The sequence below is a fragment of the Pseudomonas sp. YH-1 genome (genome assembly GCF_051990045.1).
In the GTDB taxonomy this organism is placed as follows: domain Bacteria; phylum Pseudomonadota; class Gammaproteobacteria; order Pseudomonadales; family Pseudomonadaceae; genus Pseudomonas; species Pseudomonas nicosulfuronedens.
The window spans coordinates 4,998,097-5,022,806 of sequence record NZ_CP178184.1; the positions used below are offsets into that span (position 1 = coordinate 4,998,097).

Annotated in this window: 20 protein-coding genes; 16 read left to right on the top strand and 4 right to left on the bottom strand. The window is 65.4% G+C overall.

All coding sequences use genetic code 11. From position 1 onward, the window contains the following. Nucleotides 1-8 precede the first annotated feature (8 nt). Both ycaC and ACKI1H_RS22770 read right to left on the bottom strand, forming a co-directional pair. On the bottom strand, nucleotides 9-638 hold the full coding sequence (gene ycaC, locus ACKI1H_RS22765) for an isochorismate family cysteine hydrolase YcaC (protein ID WP_045214256.1): 630 nt from the start codon (nucleotides 636-638) through the stop codon (nucleotides 9-11). A 186-nt stretch (nucleotides 639-824) separates the two neighbouring features. Beyond that, on the bottom strand, nucleotides 825-1,235 hold the full coding sequence (locus ACKI1H_RS22770) for a helix-turn-helix domain-containing protein (protein WP_138525227.1): 411 nt from the start codon (nucleotides 1,233-1,235) through the stop codon (nucleotides 825-827). 471 nt (nucleotides 1,236-1,706) lie between these two features. On the opposite strand from ACKI1H_RS22770, the gene ACKI1H_RS22775 reads away from it, so the two are divergent. From ACKI1H_RS22775 to ACKI1H_RS22830, 12 genes are all read left to right on the top strand, one after another. Next, a complete protein-coding gene (locus ACKI1H_RS22775) occupies nucleotides 1,707-4,505 on the top strand; it encodes an ATP-binding protein (RefSeq protein WP_440466429.1) in 2,799 nt (932 codons plus the stop codon). Between the two features lie 96 nt (nucleotides 4,506-4,601). Next, nucleotides 4,602-5,102 (top strand): sigma-70 family RNA polymerase sigma factor, encoded by a 501-nt coding sequence (locus ACKI1H_RS22780; protein ID WP_138525229.1) that lies wholly within the window; start codon nucleotides 4,602-4,604, stop codon nucleotides 5,100-5,102. Nucleotides 5,103-5,106: 4 nt separating this feature from the next. Continuing rightward, on the top strand, nucleotides 5,107-6,048 hold the full coding sequence (locus tag ACKI1H_RS22785; RefSeq protein ID WP_440466430.1) for a FecR domain-containing protein: 942 nt from the start codon (nucleotides 5,107-5,109) through the stop codon (nucleotides 6,046-6,048). A 114-nt stretch (nucleotides 6,049-6,162) separates the two neighbouring features. Further along, a complete protein-coding gene (locus ACKI1H_RS22790) occupies nucleotides 6,163-8,610 on the top strand; it encodes a TonB-dependent siderophore receptor (RefSeq protein ID WP_440466431.1) in 2,448 nt (815 codons plus the stop codon). A 116-nt stretch (nucleotides 8,611-8,726) separates the two neighbouring features. Further along, entirely contained in the window at nucleotides 8,727-9,248 is a 522-nt protein-coding gene (locus tag ACKI1H_RS22795) for a sigma-70 family RNA polymerase sigma factor (protein ID WP_440466432.1), read from the top strand. Then, on the top strand, nucleotides 9,245-10,198 hold the full coding sequence (locus ACKI1H_RS22800; RefSeq protein WP_440466433.1) for a FecR family protein: 954 nt from the start codon (nucleotides 9,245-9,247) through the stop codon (nucleotides 10,196-10,198). Before ACKI1H_RS22795 ends, ACKI1H_RS22800 begins: the two co-directional genes overlap by 4 nt. A gap of 73 nt (nucleotides 10,199-10,271) precedes the next feature. Continuing rightward, complete coding sequence (locus ACKI1H_RS22805) at nucleotides 10,272-12,752, top strand: TonB-dependent siderophore receptor (protein WP_440466434.1); 2,481 nt, start codon at nucleotides 10,272-10,274, stop codon at nucleotides 12,750-12,752. A 170-nt stretch (nucleotides 12,753-12,922) separates the two neighbouring features. After that, nucleotides 12,923-13,408, top strand: a complete 486-nt coding sequence (locus ACKI1H_RS22810) for a sigma-70 family RNA polymerase sigma factor (protein WP_138525320.1) — start codon at nucleotides 12,923-12,925, stop codon at nucleotides 13,406-13,408. Further along, nucleotides 13,405-14,346: a FecR domain-containing protein gene (locus tag ACKI1H_RS22815; protein WP_440466435.1), complete on the top strand. Its 942-nt coding sequence runs from the start codon at nucleotides 13,405-13,407 to the stop codon at nucleotides 14,344-14,346. The genes ACKI1H_RS22810 and ACKI1H_RS22815 overlap by 4 nt, the downstream gene beginning before the upstream one ends. A 108-nt stretch (nucleotides 14,347-14,454) precedes the next feature. Continuing rightward, nucleotides 14,455-16,920: a TonB-dependent siderophore receptor gene (locus ACKI1H_RS22820; RefSeq protein WP_440466436.1), complete on the top strand. Its 2,466-nt coding sequence runs from the start codon at nucleotides 14,455-14,457 to the stop codon at nucleotides 16,918-16,920. Between the two features lie 117 nt (nucleotides 16,921-17,037). Continuing rightward, entirely contained in the window at nucleotides 17,038-18,006 is a 969-nt protein-coding gene (locus ACKI1H_RS22825) for an acetoacetate decarboxylase (RefSeq protein ID WP_440466437.1), read from the top strand. Nucleotides 18,007-18,040: 34 nt separating this feature from the next. Continuing rightward, nucleotides 18,041-18,739 (top strand): type 1 glutamine amidotransferase domain-containing protein, encoded by a 699-nt coding sequence (locus ACKI1H_RS22830; protein WP_440466438.1) that lies wholly within the window; start codon nucleotides 18,041-18,043, stop codon nucleotides 18,737-18,739. Between the two features lie 31 nt (nucleotides 18,740-18,770). Here ACKI1H_RS22830 and ACKI1H_RS22835 read toward each other — a convergent pair whose 3' ends face one another. Then, complete coding sequence (locus ACKI1H_RS22835; RefSeq protein ID WP_440466439.1) at nucleotides 18,771-19,196, bottom strand: DUF6691 family protein; 426 nt, start codon at nucleotides 19,194-19,196, stop codon at nucleotides 18,771-18,773. A 1-nt stretch (nucleotide 19,197) separates the two neighbouring features. Beyond that, nucleotides 19,198-19,635 (bottom strand): YeeE/YedE family protein, encoded by a 438-nt coding sequence (locus ACKI1H_RS22840; protein ID WP_440466440.1) that lies wholly within the window; start codon nucleotides 19,633-19,635, stop codon nucleotides 19,198-19,200. A gap of 157 nt (nucleotides 19,636-19,792) precedes the next feature. On the opposite strand from ACKI1H_RS22840, the gene ACKI1H_RS22845 reads away from it, so the two are divergent. From ACKI1H_RS22845 to ACKI1H_RS22860, 4 genes are all read left to right on the top strand, one after another. Next, complete coding sequence (locus ACKI1H_RS22845) at nucleotides 19,793-20,089, top strand: ArsR/SmtB family transcription factor (RefSeq protein WP_138525241.1); 297 nt, start codon at nucleotides 19,793-19,795, stop codon at nucleotides 20,087-20,089. Nucleotides 20,090-20,251: 162 nt separating this feature from the next. Then, a complete protein-coding gene (locus tag ACKI1H_RS22850; RefSeq protein ID WP_440466441.1) occupies nucleotides 20,252-21,514 on the top strand; it encodes an OmpP1/FadL family transporter in 1,263 nt (420 codons plus the stop codon). 211 nt (nucleotides 21,515-21,725) lie between these two features. Beyond that, nucleotides 21,726-23,399, top strand: coding sequence for an arylsulfatase (locus ACKI1H_RS22855; RefSeq protein ID WP_440466442.1), 1,674 nt, complete (start codon nucleotides 21,726-21,728; stop codon nucleotides 23,397-23,399). A gap of 251 nt (nucleotides 23,400-23,650) precedes the next feature. Further along, nucleotides 23,651-24,703 carry an AraC family transcriptional regulator gene (locus tag ACKI1H_RS22860; protein WP_138525244.1) on the top strand — a complete coding sequence of 351 codons (1,053 nt, stop codon included), beginning with the start codon at nucleotides 23,651-23,653 and terminating at the stop codon, nucleotides 24,701-24,703. The last annotated feature ends 7 nt before the right edge of the window (nucleotides 24,704-24,710 follow it).

Consider the following 24,710-nt stretch of genomic DNA (forward strand, 5'->3'; position numbering starts at 1 on the left):
GCGATCGCTTACTTGCCAGCCGTCAGCGCGTTGTAGCTGGTCATCAGATTCCGGTAATCCGGAATGTGGTTGGAGCACAACGCCGCCAAGCCTTCGATGTCGTTGCGCCAGTCGCGGTGCAGCTCACAGGCCACGCCGAACCAGGTCATCAGCTGCGCACCGGCCGCTTCCATCCGGCGCCAGGCGGCGTCACGGGTCATCTCGTTGAAGGTGCCGGAAGCATCCGCCACCACGAACACATCGAAGCCTTCGGCCAGGGCCGACAGCGCCGGGAATGCCACGCAGACCTCGGTCACCACGCCGGCGATGATCAGTTGCTTCTTGCCGGTGGCCTTCACCGCCTTGACGAAGTCTTCGTTGTCCCAGGCGTTGATCTGGCCGGGGCGGGCGATGTATGGGGCGTCCGGGAACTGGGCCTTCAGCTCGGGTACCAGCGGGCCGTTGGGGCCGGTTTCGAAGCTGGTGGTGAGGATGGTCGGCAGGTTGAAGAATTTGGCCAGGTCACCCAGCGCCAGCACGTTGTTCTTGAACTTGTCCGGATCGATGTCGCGGACCAGCGAGAGCAGACCGGCCTGGTGGTCGACCAGCAGGACGGCGGCGTTGTCTTTGTCCAGGCGGTTGTAGGTGGCGTTGGTCATGGTGAAATCCTCGATTTGCTTTCAGTGGGGCCGGCTGGGCCGGAAGGTTTTGGACTCGTCTGCAGTGCGTCACTGCATGGGAAGAGAGATTAAATTCGACACCCTTGCTCCACCAGACGGCAAAATTCGCTTCTAGCGTTCCATTTAAAGAACGATAAATAGCAACAATGCCGCCGGAGGTCGGGGCTAGCCCGCGTGCCGCCAGGTGGATTGACGCCTCTCGTCCAGGAAACGGCGCTGCCAGCTCAGCGGCGTGACGCCTTCGATGCGGCAGAAGATCCGGCAGAAATGCGCCTGGTCGCAGAAGCCGCATTGCAGGCCAATCTCCGCCAGCGCGAAGGCCGACTCGCGCATCAGTTGCTTGGCCTTTTCCACCCGCAGGATTCGCATCCAGGCCTGGGGCGAGTGGCCGGTGGTGACCTTGAACTTGCGGGTGAAATCGCTGCGTGACAGCGCACAGGCGGCAGCCAGGTCGCTGACCGTGATGCCGACGTCCAGATGCTTGAGCAGCAGCGCCTGGGCGCGCTCCTTCTGCCACGGGGCCAGGTCGCGCTTGGGGGCGCTCACTGGAATCTGGCTGATGAGTCTCTGAAACATGCTGGTCCCTCCCCTGCGATCTGCAGACCATTCTTTGTGGGCGCAGGGGTAGCGGCGAGTTAAAGCTGGTTAAACCGCATTAACCCGCAGAAGAGGAAAGACAGCAGTTCGACGGCCAGGAGCGAAGAATTCCAGGGTCCGCACGGCAGCTCGCGAACATGCCGAACGCGCCGGCAACTTGCCGCCTTGCCTTGTACTGCGTGGCTTGCAGCTCAAGAGAACGGCACAGCTGGCAGCCGGGCACCGTTTCGCCAGCCGTGCTACAGCGTGCCTGGCGTTAATCCTTATTAAGCCCGCCGGCAAAACTCCACGACCGGCACAGGATGGCTCAACGATGAGCCGTCGTTTACCCTGACCGCCATGACAGAAGAACGGCCAATCGACCGCAGAGTCGATGGACCTGTGCCACCAGGGCTGATGCCTGGACCGGCGTGAAACCTGCCCCCAGCGTGTGAAAGCGACGACCAGACGATGATTCCCGAGCCCGTGGCCACGGTCGAAACCGTGCTTCATTTCGGCCCCTACCAGATCTACCCCGCCTCCCGTGTGATCCTCGAAGCCGGCCGCCCGCTGCGCCTGGGACAACGCGCGCTGGACATCCTGCTGGCGCTGCTGGAGCGCGCCGGCCAGGTGGTCAGCAAGCGCGAACTACTGGCCCGAGCCTGGCCCGGCCAGGACATCGACGAAGGCAACCTGCGGGTTCACATGACCGCCCTGCGCAAGGCGCTGGGGGACGGCCAGAATGGTCGGCGCTTCATCGTCACGATCGCACTGCGCGGGTACAGCTTCGTCGAGCCACTGACGGCCTCGGCACAGGCGACGCCCGCTCCCGATGACGGCCAGTCGGCGGACCACAACCTGCCGCCCCGGCGCAACCGCCTGCTGGGCCGCGAAGCGGAGCTTGCACGCCTGGTCGCCGAGCTGCCGCGTCGTCGCTGCGTCAGCCTGGTGGGCTGCGGCGGCATCGGCAAGACCAGCCTCGCCCTGCACGCCGCCGAACACTTCATCGGCCAGTATCCCCACGGCATCCGTATGCTCGATCTCACCCAACTGCAGGACGCGCGACCGCTGAACAGCACGCTCGCCTGTGCGCTGGGCCTACCGGGGCTGGCAGGCGAATCGCTGGAACAGCTCTGCCGCCAGGTCGCCGACCGGCAGATGCTGCTGCTCATCGACAACTGCGAGCACCTGATCGAGGCCGCCGCGCACCTGGTGGAATGCCTGCTGCGCCACGCGCCGCGGATTCATATCCTCGCCACCAGCCGCGAAAGCCTGCGCGCCATCAGCGAATACATCCTGCCGTTGCGGCCGCTCGATTGCCCGCCGGTGCAGGTCGGCAGCGTCGAGGACGCCCTCACCTACCCCGCCGTCGCGCTACTCATCGAGCGAACCCGTGAGAGCCACGAGGACTTCGAACTCCGCACCGAGGACCTGCCGCGGATTGGCGAAATCTGCCGGCGCCTGGAAGGCATTCCGCTGGCGCTGGAACTGGCCGCCGGCCACCTGGGCCTGGCCGACGGCAGCCTCGACGCGCTGCTGCAGGACGGCTACCTGGACCTTCCGCTGCAATCGGAGGAATCGCCCAACCGCCACGAACACCTGCGCGCGATGCTCGACTGGAGCTATGCGCTGCTGCGCTCGGCGGAGCAATCCTGCCTGCGTCGCCTGAGCGTGTTCCGCGGCGGCTTCACGTTGGACTCCATCGCCGCCGTCCTCGGCCAGCCAGTGGACCTGGGCGCGGCCTTCGTGCTGGTGAACCAGCTGACCGCCAAGTCGCTGCTGACCACCGAGATCCGCAGCGACGAGGTCACTTACCGGCTGCTCGAACCGACCCGCCTGCACGCGCTGGAGAAACTCCAGGCCGCCGGTGAACTGCACGAAGCCCGCGAGCGCCATCTGCAGCTCTGCCTGAGCACAATGCAGGCTGCGCAGAACGAATGGGAAAGATCCGCCTCGCTGGGGTGGCTGAAGCGGCACTCACCGTGGCTCGCGGAAATCCGCGCCGCTCTCGACTGGGGCCTGCGCGCAGAAATCCGACACACCCAGGCGATCCATCTCGCAGCCTGCTCGGCGCCGCTGTGGCAGGAGCTGTCGCTGCTGCATGAATACGGCCCCTATGTCAGTGCGGCGCTCGGTCTGCTCAGCGCCGAATCCGCTTCGTCACTGCAACTGGCCATGCGCCTGGAGCTGGCGCTGGGCAACACCACCTACCACGATGTACGCAATCGTCAGGCGGACGAGGCCTTCCAGAACGCCCGCTTCCTGGCGCAGCAGCTTGGCGATCTCGACGGTGAACTCACCGCGCTGTCCGGCGGCCTGGCCGTGCTGCTGTGGGCTGGCCAGTACCAGCAGGCGGCCGAGCAGAGCCGCCACTTCGACCGACTGAGCAACGGCCAGGGCGAGATGCTCGCCACCAGCGCCCTGCGCCTGAAGGTGCTGGCGCTGCATTACTCGGGCAATCAGGTACGCGCCCAGGCCGTCGGCGAAGAAGTGCTGAATCGTCTGGAGCAACAGCGCCGGGCCAACCGCTTCGCCCCTTGCCTGGGCGTGCAATACGACCAGCAGGTCGCCTCCCTCGCCACCCAGGCGCGCACGCTGTGGCTGCGGGGCCGGCCCGAGCAAGCGGAGCGCATGGCGACACAGGCCATCGAACTGGCCCGCGAGATCGACCACAGCGCTTCCATCGCTTACAGCCTCGCGGTAGCCGGCTGCGTCATCGCCTTCTACAACGGCGAGTTCGACAAGGCCCGCCGCCGCGTGCGGCAGATGATCGAAGTCGCCGAGCGCCACCGCGTGCCGTTGTTCACCGACTGGGCGCGACACTACGCCTGGGCCATGCAACTCGACGAAACGGTTGGCGCCGCGACACCCGCCGTCGGCCTGGTGCGCGACATCGTGCAGACCCTCGGCGGTCGCCCCCTGCCCTCCGACCAGGCGCAGCTGATGCGCGCACGGACCGGCGCGGCGGGTTGGTGCGCTCCGGAAATCCTGCGCAACGAAGCCGTTGCCCTGCTGGCGCGCGGCGATCGCGAATCCCTCCTGGGCGGGGAAACCCTGCTCACCCGCGCCCTGACGCTGGCCCAGGAGCAAGGCGCGCAGGCCTGGGAGCTACGCTCGGCCACCTGCCTGGCGGAGCTGTGGAATGCGCAGGGCCAGCCGGAAGCCGCGCGGCAACTGCTGGAGCCGGTCTACCTGCGCTTCACCGAGGGTTTCGACTCACCGGACCAGCGCCGTGCACGGCAATGCCTGGAGCTCGTCAGCGCTCGCTGAGAGTCAGTAACGGCAGCGTCTCGGCACAAACCCCTTGTGCAACGCGGCGCACGAATAGAGAATGCGATTCATTGTCATTTGAACCCTTCCCCGATCATGTCGTCCGCTCCGCCCTCTTCCCTTCAACGGCTTTACGTCGAACACAATGGCTGGCTCAGGCAATGGCTGCGAGTGCGCCTGGGCAACGCCCAGGATGCGGCGGACCTGGCGCAGGACACCTTCCTGCGCGTGCTCACCTCGCGCAATACCGAGGCCATTCGTGAGCCGCGCAGCTACCTCAGCTCCATCGCCCGCGCGCTGATGATCGACGGCTTCCGCCGCCGCGCCATCGAACAGGCCTACCTGGAGAGCCTGGCGGCGCGGCCGGAGCCGCTGGATATTTCGCCGGAGCTGCGTCTGTCGATCCTGGAGACCCTGACCGCCATCGACAACATGCTCGACGGCTTGGGCGAGCGAACTCGCCAGATATTCCTCGCGGTGCAGCTCGAAGGGCTCACCTACAAGGCCGCCGGCGAACGTCTGGGCGTGTCGGTGACCACGGTGAAGAACCACATGATCCGCGCCATGACCCGCTGCCTGCTGCTGTGCGAGGACTGACTTCATGACACCAGACCTCAAGGTGCTCGAAGCCGCCGCCACCTGGTACGTACAGTTCAGCGCCCACCCGCCGCGCGACAGCGAACGCCAGGCGTGGCGCCAGTGGCTGGAAGCGGACCCCGCGCACCGCCTGGCCTGGGAGCGCGTCGAGCGCCTGCAGGGGCAATGGGCGGCACTGCCTCGGGACGTTTCGCTGAACACCCTCGCCGGAGTGCGCGCACGTCGGCGCGCGGTGCTCAAGACAGTCGCATTGCTGATTTGCGCGGGGGGTGCGGGCTGGTTGGCGACCGGTTCGCGCCCCTACCAGGCGCTGCTGGCCGGCGAGCGTACCGGAGTGGGCGAACGACGCCAGCTGCAACTGGCGGACGGCACACGCGTCGACCTCAACACCAGCACCGCGCTGGACGTGGCCTACGACGAGCGCCTGCGCCAGATAAAACTGCGTGAAGGCGAAATCCTCGTGGAAACCGGCAAGGACCCTGCCGGCCGCCCCTTCATCGTACAGACCGCGCAGGGCACGGTGCGCGCGCTGGGCACCCGCTTCAGCGTACGTTGCCACTCGAAAGACACCCGCGTGAGTGTGCTGGAGCACGCTGTGGAGCTACGCGCCCTGGAAGCAGCGGATCGACCACGGCGGCTGGAGGCCGGCCAGCAGGCGCGCTTCGACGAAGCCTGGGTCTCGCCGCCGACACCACTGCGCGAGGGCGAGGGAGCCTGGGCCAAGGGCATCCTCACCGTGGTGGACTGGCCGCTGGGCGAGTTCATCGCCGAGCTGGACCGTTACCGCCATGGCCTGCTGCGTTGCTCGGACGAGGTGGCGGGCCTGCGTTTGTCCGGCGCCTACCGCCTCGACCAGATCGACGCGATCCTGCAGAACCTGGGCAAGTCGCTGCCCGTCCACGTGACTTATCGCACCCGCTACTGGGTCACCGTCGAGGCGGCCTGACCGGCGCCGGAAAAAATCTTCAGGAAGGGTTGCCGATTTTCATTCTCGTTCGGCCAACACAGGAAGCAGCCATGAGCGCTGCCACTGCGTACCCGCCAACGAAAGGAAAATCGAATGTCGTACTCCCCTCCGAGCGCCGCCCGGCCCCTGTCCCGCGCCATCCACCTGGCGCTGCTGAGCCTTGCACTGGGTGGCACTTCGGCCCTGGGCGCACTGCCGAACCTGGCGCTGGCGCAATCGCTGGAGAACAGCCAGGTGACGGCCTTTCAGGTCCAGCCGGGCGAGCTCGGCCAGGTCCTGAGCCAGTTCGCCACCGACGCGCACATCACCCTGTCTTTCAGCGCCGAGCAGACGCGCGGCCGGCATAGCGCCGGATTGCAGGGCAGCTACAGCATCGACGCCGCTCTGGCGAAGCTGCTCGCCGGCAGCGGCCTGCGCGCCCAGCGCGAGGACAACGGCGGCTACGTGCTGGTGCGCGACGAGGGCGCGCTGGAGATGGACGAGACCACCATCACCGGGCAGCTGGGAGCCACCACCGAGGGCACCGGCTCGTACACCACCGGCTCGACCAGCACCGCCACCAAGATGAACCTGTCGATCCGCGAGACGCCACAGTCGATCAGCGTCGTCACCCGCCAGCGCATGGACGACCAGAACCTGCAGAGCATCTCCGAGGTGCTCAACCAGACGCCCGGCGTGACCATGTCCCAGGACGGCGGCGAGCGCTTCAACATCTACTCCCGCGGCAGCGCCATCAACACCTACCAGTACGACGGCGTGACCACCTACCAGGAGAACCAGACCCGCACCATGCCCAGCACCCTGATGGACATGGCGATCTACGACCGCGTGGAGGTGGTGCGCGGCGCCACCGGCCTGATGACTGGCGCCGGCGACCCCAGTGGCGTGGTCAACGTGATCCGCAAACGCCCGACCCGTGACTTCCATGCCTACGTGCAGGGCGGCGTCGGCTCCTGGGACTACAAGCGACTGGAGACCGACGTCTCCGGCCCGCTGACCGACACCGGCAACCTGCGCGGGCGCATGGTCGCCGCGAAGCAGGTCAACGACACCTTCATGGACTGGTACAAACAGGACCGTGACATCGTCTACGGCGTCATCGAGGCCGACCTCACCGACACCACGGTGGCGCGCCTGAGCATCGACCACCAGCGCTATCGCCCCACCGGCGCGCAGGGTGTGCCGATGCTCTACACCAACGGCGAGCAGACCGATTTCTCGCGCTCGACCAGTTCCGGCGCGCGCTGGAACGAGGACCGCTTCGACACCAACAACTACACCTTCGGGCTCGAACAGCAGCTGGCCAACGACTGGCAGCTGAAGGTCGCCGCGACCTACATGGAGGTCGACCGCGACACCCGCACCGGCTCCTACCAGAGCTCCACCGGTATGTCCTACATCCCCCCCGAGGGCATCGCCAACATCAACCAGGCGTACTCTGAAGCCAACCAGCGGCAGAAGGCTGTCGACGCCACTGTGCAGGGTCCGTTCGAGCTGTTCGGCCAGACCCACGAGCTGATCTTCGGCGCCAACTACCTCGACTACGTGAACCACCATTACGCCTGGACCGGGCCGACGGCGAAGGTGGACTTCAATACCTGGAACAACGAGCTGCCCAAGCCCGACAAGGACGGCTTCGCCCCCTCGCTGGACTACGACGTGGACACCCAGCAGAGCGGCTACTTCGGCGCCGCGCGTTTCAACCTCATGGACGACCTGCACCTGATCCTCGGTGCCCGTGGCAGCAACTACCACTATCACTACTACTCGAAAAGCATCGCCTCGGGATACGTGCTGGACTACGGCATGACCGAGCGCGGGGTGGTCACGCCCTATGCCGGCCTGGTCTACGACCTGACGCCGGACCAGTCCGTCTACGTCAGCTACACCGACATCTTCAAGCCACAGTCCAGCCAGGATCGCAGCGGCAAGGTGCTCGACCCGGTGGTCGGCAAGAACTACGAGGTCGGCTGGAAAGGCGCGTTCTACGACGGCCAGCTCAACGCCAACGTCGCCGCCTACCTGATCAAGCGCGACAACGTGGCCGAACTGGACGCCGGCTACACCGTGCCCGGCACCGACGAAGACGCCTACAAGGCAGTGAGCGGTGCCAAGACCAAGGGTATCGACCTGGAACTGGCCGGCGAACTGGCGCCCGGCTGGCAGTTGCAGACCAGCTTCAGCCACTCGCGTACCGAAGATGCCGACGGCGAGCGGCTGACCACCCAGCTACCGCTGGACACCTTCCGCCTGTGGAGCACCTACGACCTGCCCGGCCAATGGAACCGCCTGACGGTGGGCGGCGGCGCCAGCTGGAACTCCAGCAACTCGCTGTACTTCAGCCGCTACAACAGCCGTGTGGGTCAGGACGACTACACCGTGGTCAACCTGATGGCGCGCTACCGTCTCACCGACCAGCTCTCCACCACGCTGAACCTCAACAACGTACTGGACGAGAAGTACTACGCGGGGTTCTCCGGCAGCTACGCCCATTACGGTGCGCCGCGCAACCTGATGATGAACGTGCGCTACGACTTCTGAGCGCCTTGCCCCGGAACCTACGTAAAGGCCGCCGACGCTTGCTGTCGGCGGTCTGCATTGTGACGAGGAAAGGAATCTCGTAAACTAGAATAGTTCTCATTTAATGATTTCCCGTCATGGACTCGACACGGCGCGCGCCACAGGACAGCATCGGCACTCTCTACCAGGGCCATCACCACTGGTTGCTGGGCTGGCTGCGACGCCGCCTGAACTGCCCGCACCACGCGGCGGATGTCGCCCAGGACACCTTCATTCGCGTGCTCACCGCCGGCAGCTACGTCGCCCCGCGCGAACCCCGCGCCTTTCTCGCCACCGTGGCGCGCCGGCTGCTGATCGATAACGGTCGCCGCCAACGCCTGGAGCAGGCCTACCGCGAAGAGCTCGAGCGCTGCGCCGAACACATGGAGCAGGCGCCCTCCCCCGAGCAGATTCTCCAGGCCATCCAGGTCCTGGAAAGCATCGACCGGGCACTCGCGCGCATGAAACCGCGGGTGCGCGAAACCTTCATCCTGCGGCACCTCGACGGCCTGGCCCAGGACGAGATTGCCCGCCTCCACGGCGTCTCGGTGAAGACGGTGCAGAAAGACCTGATCGACGCCCTGCTGGCCTGCGATACTGCGATGACGGGGGCCGTATGAAAGCGTCAGACACCACGCTGCGCCAGGCAGCCGAGTGGCTGGTCCGCCTTGACGGCAAACCTGACGAAAATGCCCACCGCGACTTCCAGGCCTGGCTGGGCGAGTCCCCCGAACATGCCGCCGCTGTCGCCCGCCTGCAGGGCCATCTGGAACCCTTGCAGGGCCTTGCCAGCCGCGCGGCGGGCAAGGCCTTGCGCCGTCCGCGCGGCAAGCCCGCGGTGCGCGCGGTCCAGACGCTCGCGTTCGCCGCCTGCCTGCTGGGCACTGCGATGCTCGCTGGTCGTTACTGGCAGCAGGGCTACTGGCTGGCCGACCTGAACACTGCCAGCGGTCAGCGACTGGACCAGGTGCTGGCGGACGGCAGCCAGGTGCACCTGGACAGCGACTCCGCCATCGACCTGCAGATCGACGCCAACCAGCGGCGCATCCGCCTGCTTCACGGCGAGGTATTGGTGGAGGTTGCCAAGGACAAGCGCCCCTTCTACGTCATCACCCCGCAGGGCAGCGTGCGCGCCCTCGGCACGCGGTTCAGCGTGGAGCGCCAGGAACACGGCACCGTCGTGACCATGCTGGAATCCTCGACACTGATCGAAAGCTCCGGCAAGAGCCTGCAGCTCGATGCCGGCCAACGGGTACGCCTGGCGGAAGACGGCCCCGGCCAGGTCGAGCCGGTGGACGCCCACGCCCTGGATGGCGCCTGGCGTGATCGGCAGTTGCTCGCCCAGGACCAGCCACTGTCGGATGTTCTGGAGCGACTCTCGCGCCAGCAACGCGGCCTGCTGCTGTTCGACCGGGCAGCCCTGGCATCCCTGCGCGTCACCGTGATGCTGCCGCTGGACGACAGCCCGCGCGCCCTGCGCCTGCTCCAGCGGACGCTGCCGATCCAGGTCAGCCAGTTCACCCCCTGGGTGACTCGCGTGTCGCTCCGGGAAGACGGGGTACAAGAATAATTTTCATTTCCACTTCGCGTTTTCGATTCTCGGTCGTCCTCCTTGGGCCAACACCTTCACGAGAATCGAAAACATGAGCTTGTCCCGCTTCCTTCCCCCTCACCGCAGCCTGGCTTTCGCGGTCCGGCTGGCGGCTGTCGCACTGCCCGTCGCCCTTCCGGGCATGGCCGTCGCCCAGCAACAGGTGCAGCGCTACGACATCCCCGCCGGCCCGCTAGGCACGGTGCTCAGTCGGTATGCCCAGCTCAGTGGCGTTCCCATCTCGTTCCAGACGCGGCAGGTGGCCGGATTGAGCAGTCAGGGTGTCCGTGGAGAATTCAGCGTGGGCGAAGGGTTCGCGCAGGTGTTGCGGGGTACTGGGCTGATGGCGCAGTCGAGCGAGGATGGCTTCCTCCTTGCCCCGCTGCCACCCACCGAAGGCGCGCTGGAGCTGGGCGACCTCACCGTGGTTGGCCAGGGGCTGGGCGCCACTACCGAGGGAACCGACTCCTACACCACCGGCAGCTCGAACAGCGCCACCGGGCTCAACCTGTCCCTGCGCGAAACCCCTCAGACCATCAGCGTGATGACCCGCCAGCGCATGGACGATCAGAACCTGCGAAGCCTGGGCGAGGTGCTGCAGCAGACGCCGGGCATCAACGTGCAGAGCCCCGGTAGCGACCGCCTCTACGTGTTCTCCCGCGGCCTGGCAGTGGACAACTACCAGTACGACGGCATGCCGACCACCTCCTTCGCCTTCACCCAGGCGCTGCCGCAGGCGCTGTCGGACATGGCCATCTACGACCGGGTGGAAGTGTTGCGTGGAGCGACCGGCCTGCTCTCGGGCAGCGGCGACCCTTCGGGCACGGTCAACCTGGTGCGCAAGAAACCCACCGACACCTTTCGTGGCCACATCGATGCCGGCATCGGCTCCTGGGACCTGTATCGCGGCGAGGTGGACGTCTCCGGTCCGCTGAACGACAGCGCCTCGTTGCGCGGCCGGGCCGTGGCGGCCTACCAGCAGGGCAACAGCTTCACCGACTACCTGCAGCAGGAAAAGACCATCGGCTACGGCGTGCTGGAAGCCGACCTGAACGAGGACACCCTGCTCACCGTCGGTGTCGACTACCTGCGCAGCGATCCGCGCGGCTTCTCCACCACCGGCCTGCCAGTGGTGGACAGCCAGGGCCGCCAGTTCAAGACATCGCGTCACGACAACCCCGCCAGCCGGGACAGCACCAACCGGCAGGAATCGATCAACGCCTTCGCTTCGCTGGAGCACAAGCTGGCCTACGACTGGAAGCTCAAGGTCGCGGCCAACTACCTGTACGGCACCCGCGACTATGACTCGATCATCGTCGGCACCACCACCGGGTTCGTGAATGCGCAGACCGGCAACGGCCTGAGCTACACCGCCACCAAGGGCGACAATACCCAGGAGCAGAAAGGCCTGGATGTGATGGCCAGCGGGCCTTTCCAGCTGTTTGGTCGCGAGCATGAACTGGTCTTCGGCTTCAACCTGCAGGACTACGAAAACCGCCGCAACGGCTTCGGCAACCTGCTGGCCAATGGCACCAGCAACAACGGCGTCAGTGGCAAGCCGGTGAATATCTACACCTGGGACAACTACGCGCCGACCGCCAGCTACAACTTCAACCGCGAGGACGACAACATCGACCAGTGGCAGAGTGGCGTGTACCTGGCAACGCGGCTCAAGCCCACCGACGACCTTTCGGTGATCCTCGGCTCGCGGGTCTCCGACTACCGCTACGACGCGGAACTGATCTACCACGTCGCCAGCCTGATGCCTTACGGCACCGACGACCAGGTGCGCGTGCACGGCGAGGTCACGCCGTACGCCGGCGTCGTCTACGACCTCAGCGAAAACCACTCTCTCTACGCCAGCTACACCAGCATCTTCAAGCCGCAGCCCTACCGCGACCGCTCCGGCAAGTTGCTCGATCCGCGCCAGGGCGACAACTACGAGATCGGCCTGAAGAGCGAGTTCTACAACGGCCGCCTGAACACCTCGGCCGCCCTGTTCGAGGTCAAGCTGGACAACGACGCGATCGCCGACGGCACCGTGGACGGGAACGACCTGATCACCGCCTACCGCGCTTCGAAGACCACCACCAAGGGCATCGACCTGGAAGCCAGCGGCGAGCTGCTGCCGGGCTGGAACCTGGCCGCCAGCTACAGCCACAGCGTGGTCAAGGACGCCGACCATGACCGCGTGAAGACCACCATCCCCACGGATCTGGTGAAGGTCTTCACCACCTACCGCCTGCCAGGCGAACTGGATCGCCTGACCCTTGGCGGCGGGGTCAACTGGCAGAGCGGTATCCACATGACCGTGGATTCCTGGCGTCTGCCGGGGCCGGCAAAGGTCAAACAGGACGACTACGCCACCGTCAATCTGATGGGCCGGTATGACATCACTCGCCAATGGTCTGCCACCGCGACGGTGAACAACCTGTTCGACAAGAAGTACATCAGCTCGCTGGACGAGAACTTCTACAGCGGTTCATGGGGCGACCCGCGCAACGTCATGCTCAGCACTCGCTACGAGTTCTGATCGGCAACCAATGCGCCGGGCCGAGCCCGGCGCATCTGGATCAGAGGCCTAGCCAACGGCCTATTCCCAATCCAGCCCTCGCCCCTTACAATTGCGATTAATTCTTATCCGCACTCGAAAGGGAGTTCGTGGTGTCCGGAGTTCTGCCGCCTTCGCCGCTGCACCAGCAGATGGACAATCTCTACCGTGCCCACAGCAGCTGGCTCACCGGTTGGCTGCGCAAGCGCCTGGCCGACCGCGACAAAGCAGCTGACATCACCCACGACACCTTCCTGCGCCTGCTCACCGGCACCGTCGCGCATCCGCTGCGCGAGCCCCGGCACTTCCTCGCCACCGTGGCCAAGCGGGTGATGATCGACCACCTGCGCCGACGCAGCCTGGAACAGGCGTATCTGGAAGCGCTGGCCCACGAGCCGGAGCTGCTGGCCTGCTCGCCTGAACAGCAATTGCTGGTGCTGGAAACCCTGTTGCAGCTCGACGCCATGCTCGACGGCCTGGGCCACAAGGTGCGCCAGGCCTTCCTCCTCGCCCAGCTCGACGGGCTGGGCTACGCGGAGATCGCCCAGCGTCTCGGTGTCTCGGTCAGCTCGGTGACCAAGTACATGGCCAAGGCCACCGAGCAATGCCTGCTCTTCGCCCTGGATGCCGAAGCATGAACGCCGCAAAGCAGCGTCTGGCCCTGCGTGACGCCGCGCACTGGCACGCGCGCCTGGGTGCCGCTCCGGGCTGCACGAAAACCCTGGGGCAGTGGCAGGCCTGGCACCAGCAGGACGCCCTGCACCAGTGGGCCTGGCAGCGCCTGCAGAACTTCCAGGCGGAGCTCCAGGGGCTCTCCGGGCCATTGGCGCGGCATACGCTGGCAGCCGGCGAGCCGCGACTGGACCGACGCACCGTGCTCAAGGGGCTGCTGCTGGGCATCGGCAGCGCCGGGATCGCCTGGTCAGGTTACCGGCAGATGCCGGTGTGGATGGCCGACCTGCGTACGCGCACCGGCGAGCGCCGCAACCTGACGCTGGAGGATGGCACGCAGATCGCCCTGAACACCGCCAGCGCCGTGGATATCCGCTACGACGCAGGCCAGCGCCTGATCATCCTGCGCGCTGGGGAAATCTGGGTGCAGACCGCCAAGGACTCGCGCCCCCTCAGGGTGCGCAGCGCCCAGGGCGAGATGCGAGCGCTCGGTACGCGCTTCAGCGCGCGCCAGTACGACGGGCACACGCAGCTGGACGTCTTCGAGCACGCCGTCGCCGTACGCAACGCCCCGTTGGCTACTGAAGTCATCGTGCAGGCCGGCCATCGCCTCGACTTCGGCACCGGCCCTTTGCCGCAACCGCGCCCGACCACCCAGGACCAGGCCGAGTGGCGCAATGGCCGTCTGGTGATCGACGACTGGAGCCTGGAGCACGCGCTGGGCGAACTGCAGCGCTACCGACCGGGCTTCATCCAGTGCGCGCCGGAAATCGCTGGACTGCGAGTATCTGGCGCTTTCCCGCTGGACGACACCGACCGCGCCCTGGCTGCGATCAGCCAGGCACTCCCCGTACGGATCGAGACGCGCACACGCTTCTGGGTCCGTGTACTGCCGCGCGGCTGACGCGTCGCGGAACCTTTTCGAAAAATATTCTCATTGCCAATTGTCGATTTGCAGCCGCTCGCACGACTCCTTCTGCAAAACAGCCTCAAGGCATCCGAAGGAGTCTTCATGTTCCGCGCCACCCTCCCTCTTTTCCGCAGCGTGCCCCACTCCCGCAAACCCTTGGCCGTCGCCATCCTGGGCGCCAGCCTGGCCTTGCAGGTCGGGATTCTCCAACCGCTGCTCAGCACCACTGGCCAGGCCCGCGCGGAATCCGCCACGCGCCAGTACTCCATCGAGCCCGGCCCGCTGGGCGCCGTGCTCAGTCGCTTCGCCAGCGAGTCGGGCGTGGTGCTGTCGTTCGACGCAGGCCTCACCAGCGGCAAGCGCAGCCAGGGCCTCAGCGGCCGCTACTCGCTGGAACAAGGGTTCGCGCAACTGCTCGCCGGCAGCGGGCTGAAAGTGATGCGCAGTGATTCGGGCGACTACCTGCTCGCGCCACGCGGCAGCGACGACGTGCTGGAAATGGACGCCACCAGCGTCACCGGGCAACAACTGGGCGCCACCACCGAAGGCACCGGCTCCTACACCACCGGCAGCTCCAGTACGGCGACGAAGCTGAACCTGTCCCTGCGCGAAACCCCGCAGTCGGTGAGCGTCATCACCCGCCAGCGCATGGACGACCAGAACATGCAGAACCTGGACGATGTGCTGCACAACACCACCGGCATCACCATCATCCGCAATGGTGCAGAACGCTCCGAGTACGTCGCGCGAGGGCAGCTGGTAGACAACCTGCAAATCGACGGCGTGCCCACCAACATCAGCAACTCCTACTCCATGGATGCGCTGTCCAAGCCGGTCACCGAGATCTACGACCGCATCGAGGTCGTACGCGGCGCCACCGGCCTGATGGAGGGTGCGGGCAACCCGGCAGCCGCCATCAACCTGGTGCGCAAGCGTCCCACCGTCGAGCCGCAGTTGCAGGTGACCACTTCCGCCGGCTCCTGGGACAACTACAAGACCGTGGTGGACGCCTCTTCCGCGCTGAACGACCAGCATACGCTGCGCGGCCGCACGGTCATCAGCTACAACAACGCCAACAGCTACCTGGACACCCAGCAGAAGGAAAACCAGCTGTTCTACGGCATCCTGGAAGCGGACCTGGGTGAAAGCACACTGGGCACTCTGGGCTACAGCTTCCAGAAGGAGCGCAACAGCGGCTACGACTGGTCAGCACTGCCCACCCAGGCCGATGGCAAGTTCCTCCCACTGTCGCGCAAGACCTCGCTGACCGGTGACTGGAACCATCTGGACAAGCGCAACACCACCGTCTTCGCCAACCTGGAACACCGCTTCGACAACGACTGGAAGATCGTCGGTGCGCTCAACCAGACCTGGGCCAAGTCCGACTTCCTCGGCAACTTCACCATGCTGGTGCCGGGCACCCAGAGCAGCTTCCGTCTGCAACCCCGGCTGTTCCGCTACGACGATACCCAGACCAGCCTCGACGGATACGCCCAGGGGCCGTTCCAACTGCTGGGCCGTCAGCACGAACTGGTCGTCGGCCTGAACGCGCGCAAGGATGATTTCGACTACCACGGTGGCAACGACGTCGGCTACAGCTACGTCTTCGACATCAACGACTACGCCAGCAGCTTCAACCCGCCCAGGCCCACCGGCCTGGACGTGAACAAATGGAAGTACAACATCACCCAGGAGCAGGAAGGCGTCTACGCCGCCAGCCGCTTCAGCCTGACCGACAGTACCAGCCTGATCCTCGGCAGCCGCATCAGCTGGTTCAAGACCGAAACCCTGACCAACGTCACCCGTCGCATCGAAAGCGAGTACTCGGAAAACGGCGAGGTCACGCCTTATGCAGGCATCGTCCAGGACCTCAACAACAACCTCTCCGCCTACGCCAGCTACACCGAAATCTTCAAGCCACAGAACAACCTCGACCGCAACGGCTCGATCCTCGACCCCATGACCGGCAGCAACTACGAGCTGGGCCTGAAGGGCGAATTCCTCGACAAGACCCTGAATGCCTCCCTGGCGCTGTTCCAGACAGACCAGAGTGGCCGCGCGGAGTACGTGGATGATGAGGAGCTGTGCCCGGCCGGTTGCTACCGCGCTTCGGAGAAAGTGCGCAACCGGGGCGTTGACCTCGACTTCAACGGCGCCCTGACGCCGGACTGGAACCTGTCGGTGGGCTACACCTATACCCAGTCCAAGTACGTCGGCGGCGAGCAGAAAGGCGACGACTACACCCAGTCCGCACCGCGCCACCTGTTCAAGCTCGCCACCGATTACCGCCTGCCTGGCGACTGGTCGAAGACCCGCGTGGGCGGCAGCTTCTACGCGCAAAGCAAGATGGTGCAGAGCGAGTACGGCGAGGACTACAAGATCGAGCAGGACGCCTACCACCTCACCAGCCTGCACGTGATTCACGAACTGGATCGCCACTTCGAGCTCCAGTACAACCTCGACAACGTGTTCAACAAGAAGTACTACCAGACCGTCGGCAACACCAACTACTGGAACTTCCAAGGCGAGCCGCGCAACTTCAACCTCACCTTGCGCGCGAAGTTCTGACGCTGGCCTGCCCGGCGTCATGGCCGGGCCGCACCTTCCCCCTCGCGTCATCGGCACAGCCCGCCCGGCACAGAGCGCCAGAAGCGGCTTGACATTAAAGTTAACTTTAAACTTAGGGTGAACCCATCCGCCGCCTGGCTCGAAACGCCGGGCGGCCCCACCCGGGTCAACCAGAAGGTCAAGCAGATGAAGGCACGGTTCAAGGAAGTCGAGTTCGGCTCGCACAGCGTTGAAGTCATCGACGGCGGTTACTACGACCGCTACCGGATGAACCCGGACCTCGACGAGGTGGCGAAGGACCCTGCCGTCGGTAACATCGACTACTTCCGGCGCATTCCCAAGCAGATGGTCACCTCGCGCGTCGGGCCGACCTGGGCACCGAACTTCTACTACCGCACCTGCAGCATCCAACTGCTGTTCCTGGCACCCATCGACCGTCTACGCGCTACGCTGCCGGCGCCCCTGGAACCGCTACGCGCCCTGCCCGGCCTGGGGCTGGTGGCTCTGACCTTCTTCTCCTACTCGGTGTGTGACAACGACCCTTACGATGAAGTCTCGGTCGCCATCGTCATTCGCCGCCCAGGCGCCAAGGGCAGCCATGCCCTGGAGCTGCTCGACTCCATGCGCCGTCGCAACTTCGTCGCCCATGTGCTGGCCCTGCCGGTCTCCACCGAGATTGCGCGGGTTCGCGGCGTACATGGATACCAGTTGCCCAAATGGCGCACCGACATCGAGGTGAAGATTGGCAGCGAGGTGACGGCAAGCATCCAGGGGCCCAACGGCAAAGCCGATCTCATCCTGCAGGCGCCCCTGCCGGCGCTGGAGATCGCCATTCCGCAATCGCGCCTGGGCACCACCACCATGGTTCATCAGGTCGACGGCCGCTGGCACCAGACGCGCGTGCAGAGCAATACCCTGGCCTACGCACAGAAGCTCCTGCCCCTCAATGTCCGCCTCAGCCGCAACGGCGGACCGTTGAGTCAGTTGCTGGACGGCCTGGGCGCATCTCGCCTCCTGCGCCTGGATGTGGTCAAGGACGCGCAGATCGCGCTGCACCTTCCTACGCTTCTGGAAGGCCTGCACTGAACATCACCACCGCGACCCGAAAGGCTGAGTCCCCATGAGCAAGCGCATCCTCCATGTCGTCAGTAACGTCGCCCACTATGCCGACCCGGCCGACCCCACCGGGCTCTGGCTGTCGGAGCTCACCCATGCCTGGCAGGTCTTCGCCGAGCATGGCTTCGAGCAGCACATCGTCAGCCCGAAGGGCGGCGTCTCACCGCTGGAGCCGCGCTCACTGAAATGGCCGAATGCGGACGCCACGACCAAGGCCTGGCTGGCCGATCCGCCATGCATGGCATTGCTGGAAAGCACCGCGCGGCCGGAGCAGATCGACCCGGCCGACTACGCGGCAATCTACTTCACCGGCGGCCACGCGGTGATGTGGGACTTCCCCGACAGCGAGCCGTTGCAGCGCATCAGCCGCGATATCTACGAGCGAGGCGGCATCGTCGCTTCGGTCTGCCACGGCTACTGCGGCTTGCTCAATACGCGGTTGAGCGACGGCAAGCGGCTCGTGGCAGGACGCCGGGTCACCGGTTTCTCCTGGACGGAAGAAGTCCTCGCTGGCGTCTCTCGCAAGATGCCGTACAACGCGGAAGAAGAAATGCTGCGGCGCGGGGCACGCTATGAGAAAGCACTACTGCCCTTCGTCTCCAAGGTGGTCGTGGACGAGCGCCTGGTCACCGGGCAGAACCCGCAATCGGCCAAGGCGACTGCCGTGCAGGTGGCGGGGCTGTTGTCTCGCTCAATCGGCTGAAGCAGCTACCAGCACGAGCGCCTTCTGGCGACTACCGCACCTGGCCGCGTAGCGACCAGCGCTGGAACAGCCACATGCCCCCCAGCATGGCCAACAGGAACAGCATGCCCTGCTGCGAGCCGCTGCCCAGCAGGACCAGTGCCGGCCCCGGGCAGATGCCCACCATGCCCCAGCCGATGCCGAACAGTGCAGAGCCGGCCAGCAAGCGACGATCGAGGCCGCTGGTGGTCGGCAACTGCAGCACTGTGTCCAGCAGCGAGCGGTTGCGTCGACGCGCCAGCAGGTAGGCCGGCGTCGCTGTCGACAGCGCGCCGATCATCACCAGTGCCAAGGTCGGTGACCAGAGGCCGGTGACATCGAGAAAGCCCAGGACCTTGGCCGGATCGCTCATGCCCGACAACAGCAAGCCAAGGCCGAAGGCCAGCCCACAGACGAGGGCGATCAGGTTCTTCCCCACGTCATACCCCTCCCCACAGGTGGCGGATCAGGAACAGCGTCAGCATGCCGGTCGCCATGAAGGTCAGGGTCGCCGCCAGGGAGCGCGGCGAGAAACGCGCCAGGCCACAGATACCGTGGCCGCTGGTGCAACCGCTGGCCATGCGCGTACCGATGCCGACCAGCAGGCCGCCCACCAGCAACAGCGGCCAGCCGGCGTCGATGCGTACTTCGGGCAGATGCCCGGCAGCGCGCACCAGCAGCGGCGCCAGCACCAGGCCGAGCACGAAGCACCAGCGCCAGCCGTTGTCCTGGCCCTGGCGTCGTAGCAGGTTGCCGAGGATGCCGCTGATGCCGGCGACCTGCCCGGCGCCCAGGATCAAGGCCCCGGCCGCCAGGCCGATGAGCATGCCGCCGCCCAGCGCCGGCCAGGGTGTAAAGGTGTTCCAGTCAATGCTCACGGGCAGGTCCTCGAAGCAGTACGCCACTCAAACAATATACTATTTTATATAATGTTAAGGACCAGCCTGGCTAGTCGAGAGGATCAGAGGACCTCGCGATTTCGCCTGCGCGAGGCAATTCCCTATACTCGGGCTTCTTCATCGCCACGGGACTTTCATGGATATCCAGCAGATGCGCCTCGCGGCTGCCGAGGCCGCCAACGTGCTGCGCTCATTGGGCCACCCGGATCGCCTGCTGCTGCTCTGCCAACTGAGCCAGGGCGAACGCTCGGTGGGCGAACTGGAAGAACTTCTGGGCATCCAGCAGCCCAATCTCTCCCAGCAACTGGGGGTATTGCGCAGCGAAGGACTGGTCAGCACAAGGCGCGAAGGCAAGCGCATCTTCTACTCGGTCAAGGACCCGCAGATCCTCCACCTGCTCGGTACTCTCTACCTGCTCTACTGTCCGCGCTGACACGCCAGCTGAGCTGCCGGCGGCACGCCCAGGGCGCCACCCCCCTATAGAACCAGAACGCCTAAGTATTTTCTTTAATATTATAATTAAACATTATGCATTATATTAAATTGACAACCCTCAGATCGGCCACTTGGCCAACGACAAGGGGGAGTCACCAGCATGAAATGGGGAAAACACGTCTTCGGCGCACTGCTCGCTGCCGGTAGCTGCAGCCAGGCGCTCGCCACCAACGGCTACTTCGTCCACGGCTACGGCATCAAGGCCCAGGGCCAGGCCGGGGTAAGCATTGCGCAACCCCAGGACGCCCTGGCGGCGGCCAACAACCCGGCGGGCACCGTCTGGATCGGTGATCGCCTGGACCTCGGCGCCACCCTCTTCGCCCCGGACCGCGAGGCCGAGATCCGCGGCAACGGCGCTGGCGCCAACGGGCACTACAACGGCAATGCGAAGAACGTTTTCCTGCTCCCCGAATTCGGCGTCAGCAAACAGCTCTCCGACCAGCTCGGGATCGGTCTCGCCGTCTACGGCAATGGCGGGATGAACACCGATTACCGGAAGAACCCCTACGCCGCTTTCGGCAGCACCGGCAGCGCGGGCGTGGACTTCGCCCAGGTATTCGTCACCCCCTCGCTGGCCTACAAATTCACCGAACGGCAATCCTTCGGCATCGGCCTCAACCTGGTCTACCAGCGCTTCGCCGCCAAGGGCCTGGGTGCCTTCACCAGCCCTGGTTTCTCCAGCGACAGCGACAACCTCACCGACCGTGGCCACGACACCTCGACCGGGGTCGGCTACCGCCTGGGTTGGCAAGGCGAGCTACTCGACGGCCTGACGCTCGGTCTGACCTGGTCTTCCAAGATCCAGGCGCGCAAGTTCGACCGCTACGCCGGCCTGTTCGCCAACGGCGGCAGCTTCGACGTGCCGGAGAACTACGGCGTCGGCCTGTCCTTCAAAGCCACGCCGCAACTGACCTTGGGCGCCGACGTGCAGGAGATCAAATATGGTCATGTGCGCTCGGTCGCCAATGACTTCGACCTGCAGTCGGTTTTCGCTGGCAACGCGCTGGGCACGGACCAGGGACCAGGCTTCGGCTGGCGCGACATCACCGTCTACAAGTTCGCCGCCAGCTACGCACTGACTCCCGAGCTGACTCTGCGCGGCGGCTACAGCCACTCCGACCAGCCCATACCCGGCAGCCAGACCTTCCTCAACATCCTCGCCCCCGGCGTGATCCAGGACCACCTGAGCCTCGGCCTGACCTGGGCCACCAGCGACACTGGCGAACTCAGCCTGGCCTACACCCATGGCTTCGAAAAGCAGGTCGACGGCGACGGCTCGATCCCCGCGGCATTCGGCGGCGGCGAGGCCAACCTGAAGATGAGCCAGGACATCTTTGGCCTGTCTTACGGCTGGAAGTACTGAGTCAGCGTAGGAGGAACATCGATTCGCCGTCGTTTCGCGAGCCCGAAGCGGATGCCCCAAAGGCATGGAAAGTATTCGCCGAATGCACTGGCGCATGAGCTGAAGCGCGTCCTTTAATGGACGCGTTTATCGCTGGAATGCATGGAAATTAAATTTAATATTCCATAAAGCCATCCGCCTTCGTGCACCGCCTCCTCATCGTGAGACCGCCATGAGCAAACGCCCGAACTTCCTGCTGATCGTCGCCGACGATCTGGGTTTCTCCGACCTCGGAGCCTTCGGCGGCGAGATCGACACGCCCAATCTCGATGCCCTGGCCACCGCCGGGCTGCGGCTCACCGATTTCCACGCAGCCTCGGCCTGCTCGCCGACCCGCGCGATGCTGCTGACCGGCACCGATCACCACCTCGCCGGCATCGGTGCGATGGCCGAATTCAGCGATGAAACCATCCGCCGCAATCCCGGCTACGAAGGTCATCTCAACCAGCGCGTGGTCAGCCTCGCGGAGCTGCTGCGCGATGCTGGCTACCACACCCTGATCTCCGGAAAATGGCACTTGGGGCGCACCGCGGAAACCTCGGCAGCGGCACGTGGATTCGAGCGCTCTTTCATCCTCGAAGGAGCGGCGCACAATCACTACGGCTGGTCGCCAGAGGTGCCGCCGCACAAGATGCCGCGCCTGCTGCATGCAGTCGAAGGCACCTACCGCGACGGCCTCGAGCCGGTCACGGAATTGCCCAGGGATTTCTACTCCTCCGATGCCTTCACCGACCGGCTGCTGGACTACCTGAAGGAACGCCCGGCAGACGACGCCCGGCCCTTCTTCGCCTACCTGCCCTTCTCCGCCCCGCACTTCCCATTGCAGGCGCCGGACGAACTGATCGCCAAGTACAAGGGCCGCTACGACGCCGGTCCCGACGCACTGCGCGAGCAGCGCCTGGCGCGACTCAAGGCGCTGGGCCTGATCGCCGAGGATGTCGAAGCTCACCCGGTGGTTGCCGATACGCCGAACTGGCACGAACTGGACGAGCAAGGCCGCCAGCAGTCCGCACGCGCCATGGAAGTCTATGCCGCCATGGTCGACCGTCTGGACTGGAACGTCGGCCGGGTCGTCGAGCACCTGCGCGCCAGCGGCGAACTGGACGACACGCTGATCCTGTTCCTCTCCGACAACGGTGCCGAAGGCGCCGCGCTGGAGGCCCTGCCCATCGTTGGCAAGCGGGCCCAGCGCTTCATCGGCAGGCACTACGACAACCGCCTGGAAAACGTCGGCCGCGCCAACTCCTATGTCTGGTATGGCCCCCGGTGGGCCCAGGCAGCCACCGCACCGTCACGTCAGTTCAAGCTGTTCACCAGCCAGGGAGGGATTCGCGTACCGGCCTTCATTACCTGGCCAGGTCTGCGCCTGCAGGGCAGCATCAGCCATGCCTTCGCCACCGTGATGGATGTCCTGCCGACCCTGCTGGAGCTCGCGGGAGTCCAGCATCCAGGCACTCGCTATCAGGGCCGCGACGTACTGCCGATCCGAGGCCGCTCGCTGCTGGCTTACCTGCAGGGTGAACAGGCTGAGCCGCACGCCCAGGATGAAACCACCGGCTGGGAATTGTTCCGCGCCCGCGCCGTCCGCCAGGGAAGCTGGAAGGCACTGTACATTCCCAAACCGGACGGCCCTGGCCGCTGGCAGCTGTATGACCTGGCGAGCGATCCCGGCGAGATCCACGATCTGGCCGAGCAGGAGCCAGAGCGCCTGCGCAGTCTGACCGAGCAATGGCAACACTATGTCGACGAGACCGGCGTGCTCGACTTCAGTTTCGCCGGCCGCCTCTTCCGCGAACTCACACGCGCGCTGCTACGCGTCTTCACTCGTCAACCGCGGACATTGTGAACGGAGCAACCCGCCAACTGCTTCCCAGGCATATTTTCCATGCCGGAAATGCATCGCATCGGCGGTCCCCGGCTGCAGCCCGCACCTCATCAGCGACGCGAATCGGCAAGGATTTATTAATCCGAAAAGTTATTTAAATAACAAAAACAATTCCTTCAGGAGCTATATAAAACCCACCATCATGGTGCTCAGAACACCACCGGCGCCCATCACAGACAGGCGCTGGGTCGTTACCCAGCCGAGTAGCGCACATGCACGCCGACACCATCGCCACCTGGGCCCAGGTCATTGCCCGCGCCTTGCAGGCCCATGGCTACGATCCCAAACCACTGCTGCGCACCGCCGGCATAGACCCGGCACAGCTCAATGACGCCAACCTGCGTATCCCCCTGGAGCGCATGAGCGCCCTCTGGCGCGCGGTGGAGCGCACCACCGGCGATCCCGCCTTTGGCCTGAAGGTCGCCGCCCACAGCCTGCCGACAGACTTCCATGGTCTGCTGTTCGCCCTGCAGAGCAGCGCCACCGTGGGTGAGGCGCTGGAACGAGTCGTGCGTTTTTCCCCCGTGGTCAGCACCTCCGGCCAAGTCAGCCTGGAGCGCAGCAGGGGCGTCTGCCGGCTGGTCTATCGGCGCATCCCACGCGCCCAGGTCGAACAGATGGCCACCGAAGCACTGCTTGCTTCGGGACTGCGCCATGCCACCTCGATCTGGGGGCTGGGCGCAGTGCGCTGCGTGCATCTGGCCCGCCCGCGTCCGGACGACCCCGAAGCCTGGGAGATGCGCTTCGGTCAACGCCTGGAGTTCGATGCCCCGCACAACGCCGTGGACTACGATCCGACGCTGCTCGACGTCCCCCTGCGCAGCGGCAACCGCGAGCTGGCGCAGATCCTCGACGGCAGCCTGAACAGCTACCTCAAGCGCCTGTCCGGACACGACCTGCCGGAACAGGTGCGCCAGTCGATCGTGCGCCAACTGCCCAGTGGCGAGGTCCAGCAGACACTGGTAGCCGAGGAGCTGGGCATGAGCCCGCGAAACCTGCATCGCCACCTGCTGCGCCATGCCACCAGCTTCACCGAACTGCTGGAGGAAACCCGCCGCGAGCTGGCCTTCGAACACCTGCGCCAGGCGCACTGCTCGGTCAACGAAGTCTGCTACCGGCTGGGCTTCAACGAACCCAGCAGTTTCAATCGCGCGTTCCGCCGCTGGACCGGCCAGAGCCCGGGTCAATGGCGACTGCGAGAACTGGGCCAGTCCGAACCGCCGGCCACCATTCGCCCCGCTGCCGGGTTCGCCCTCGCCCTGTGAACCCAGG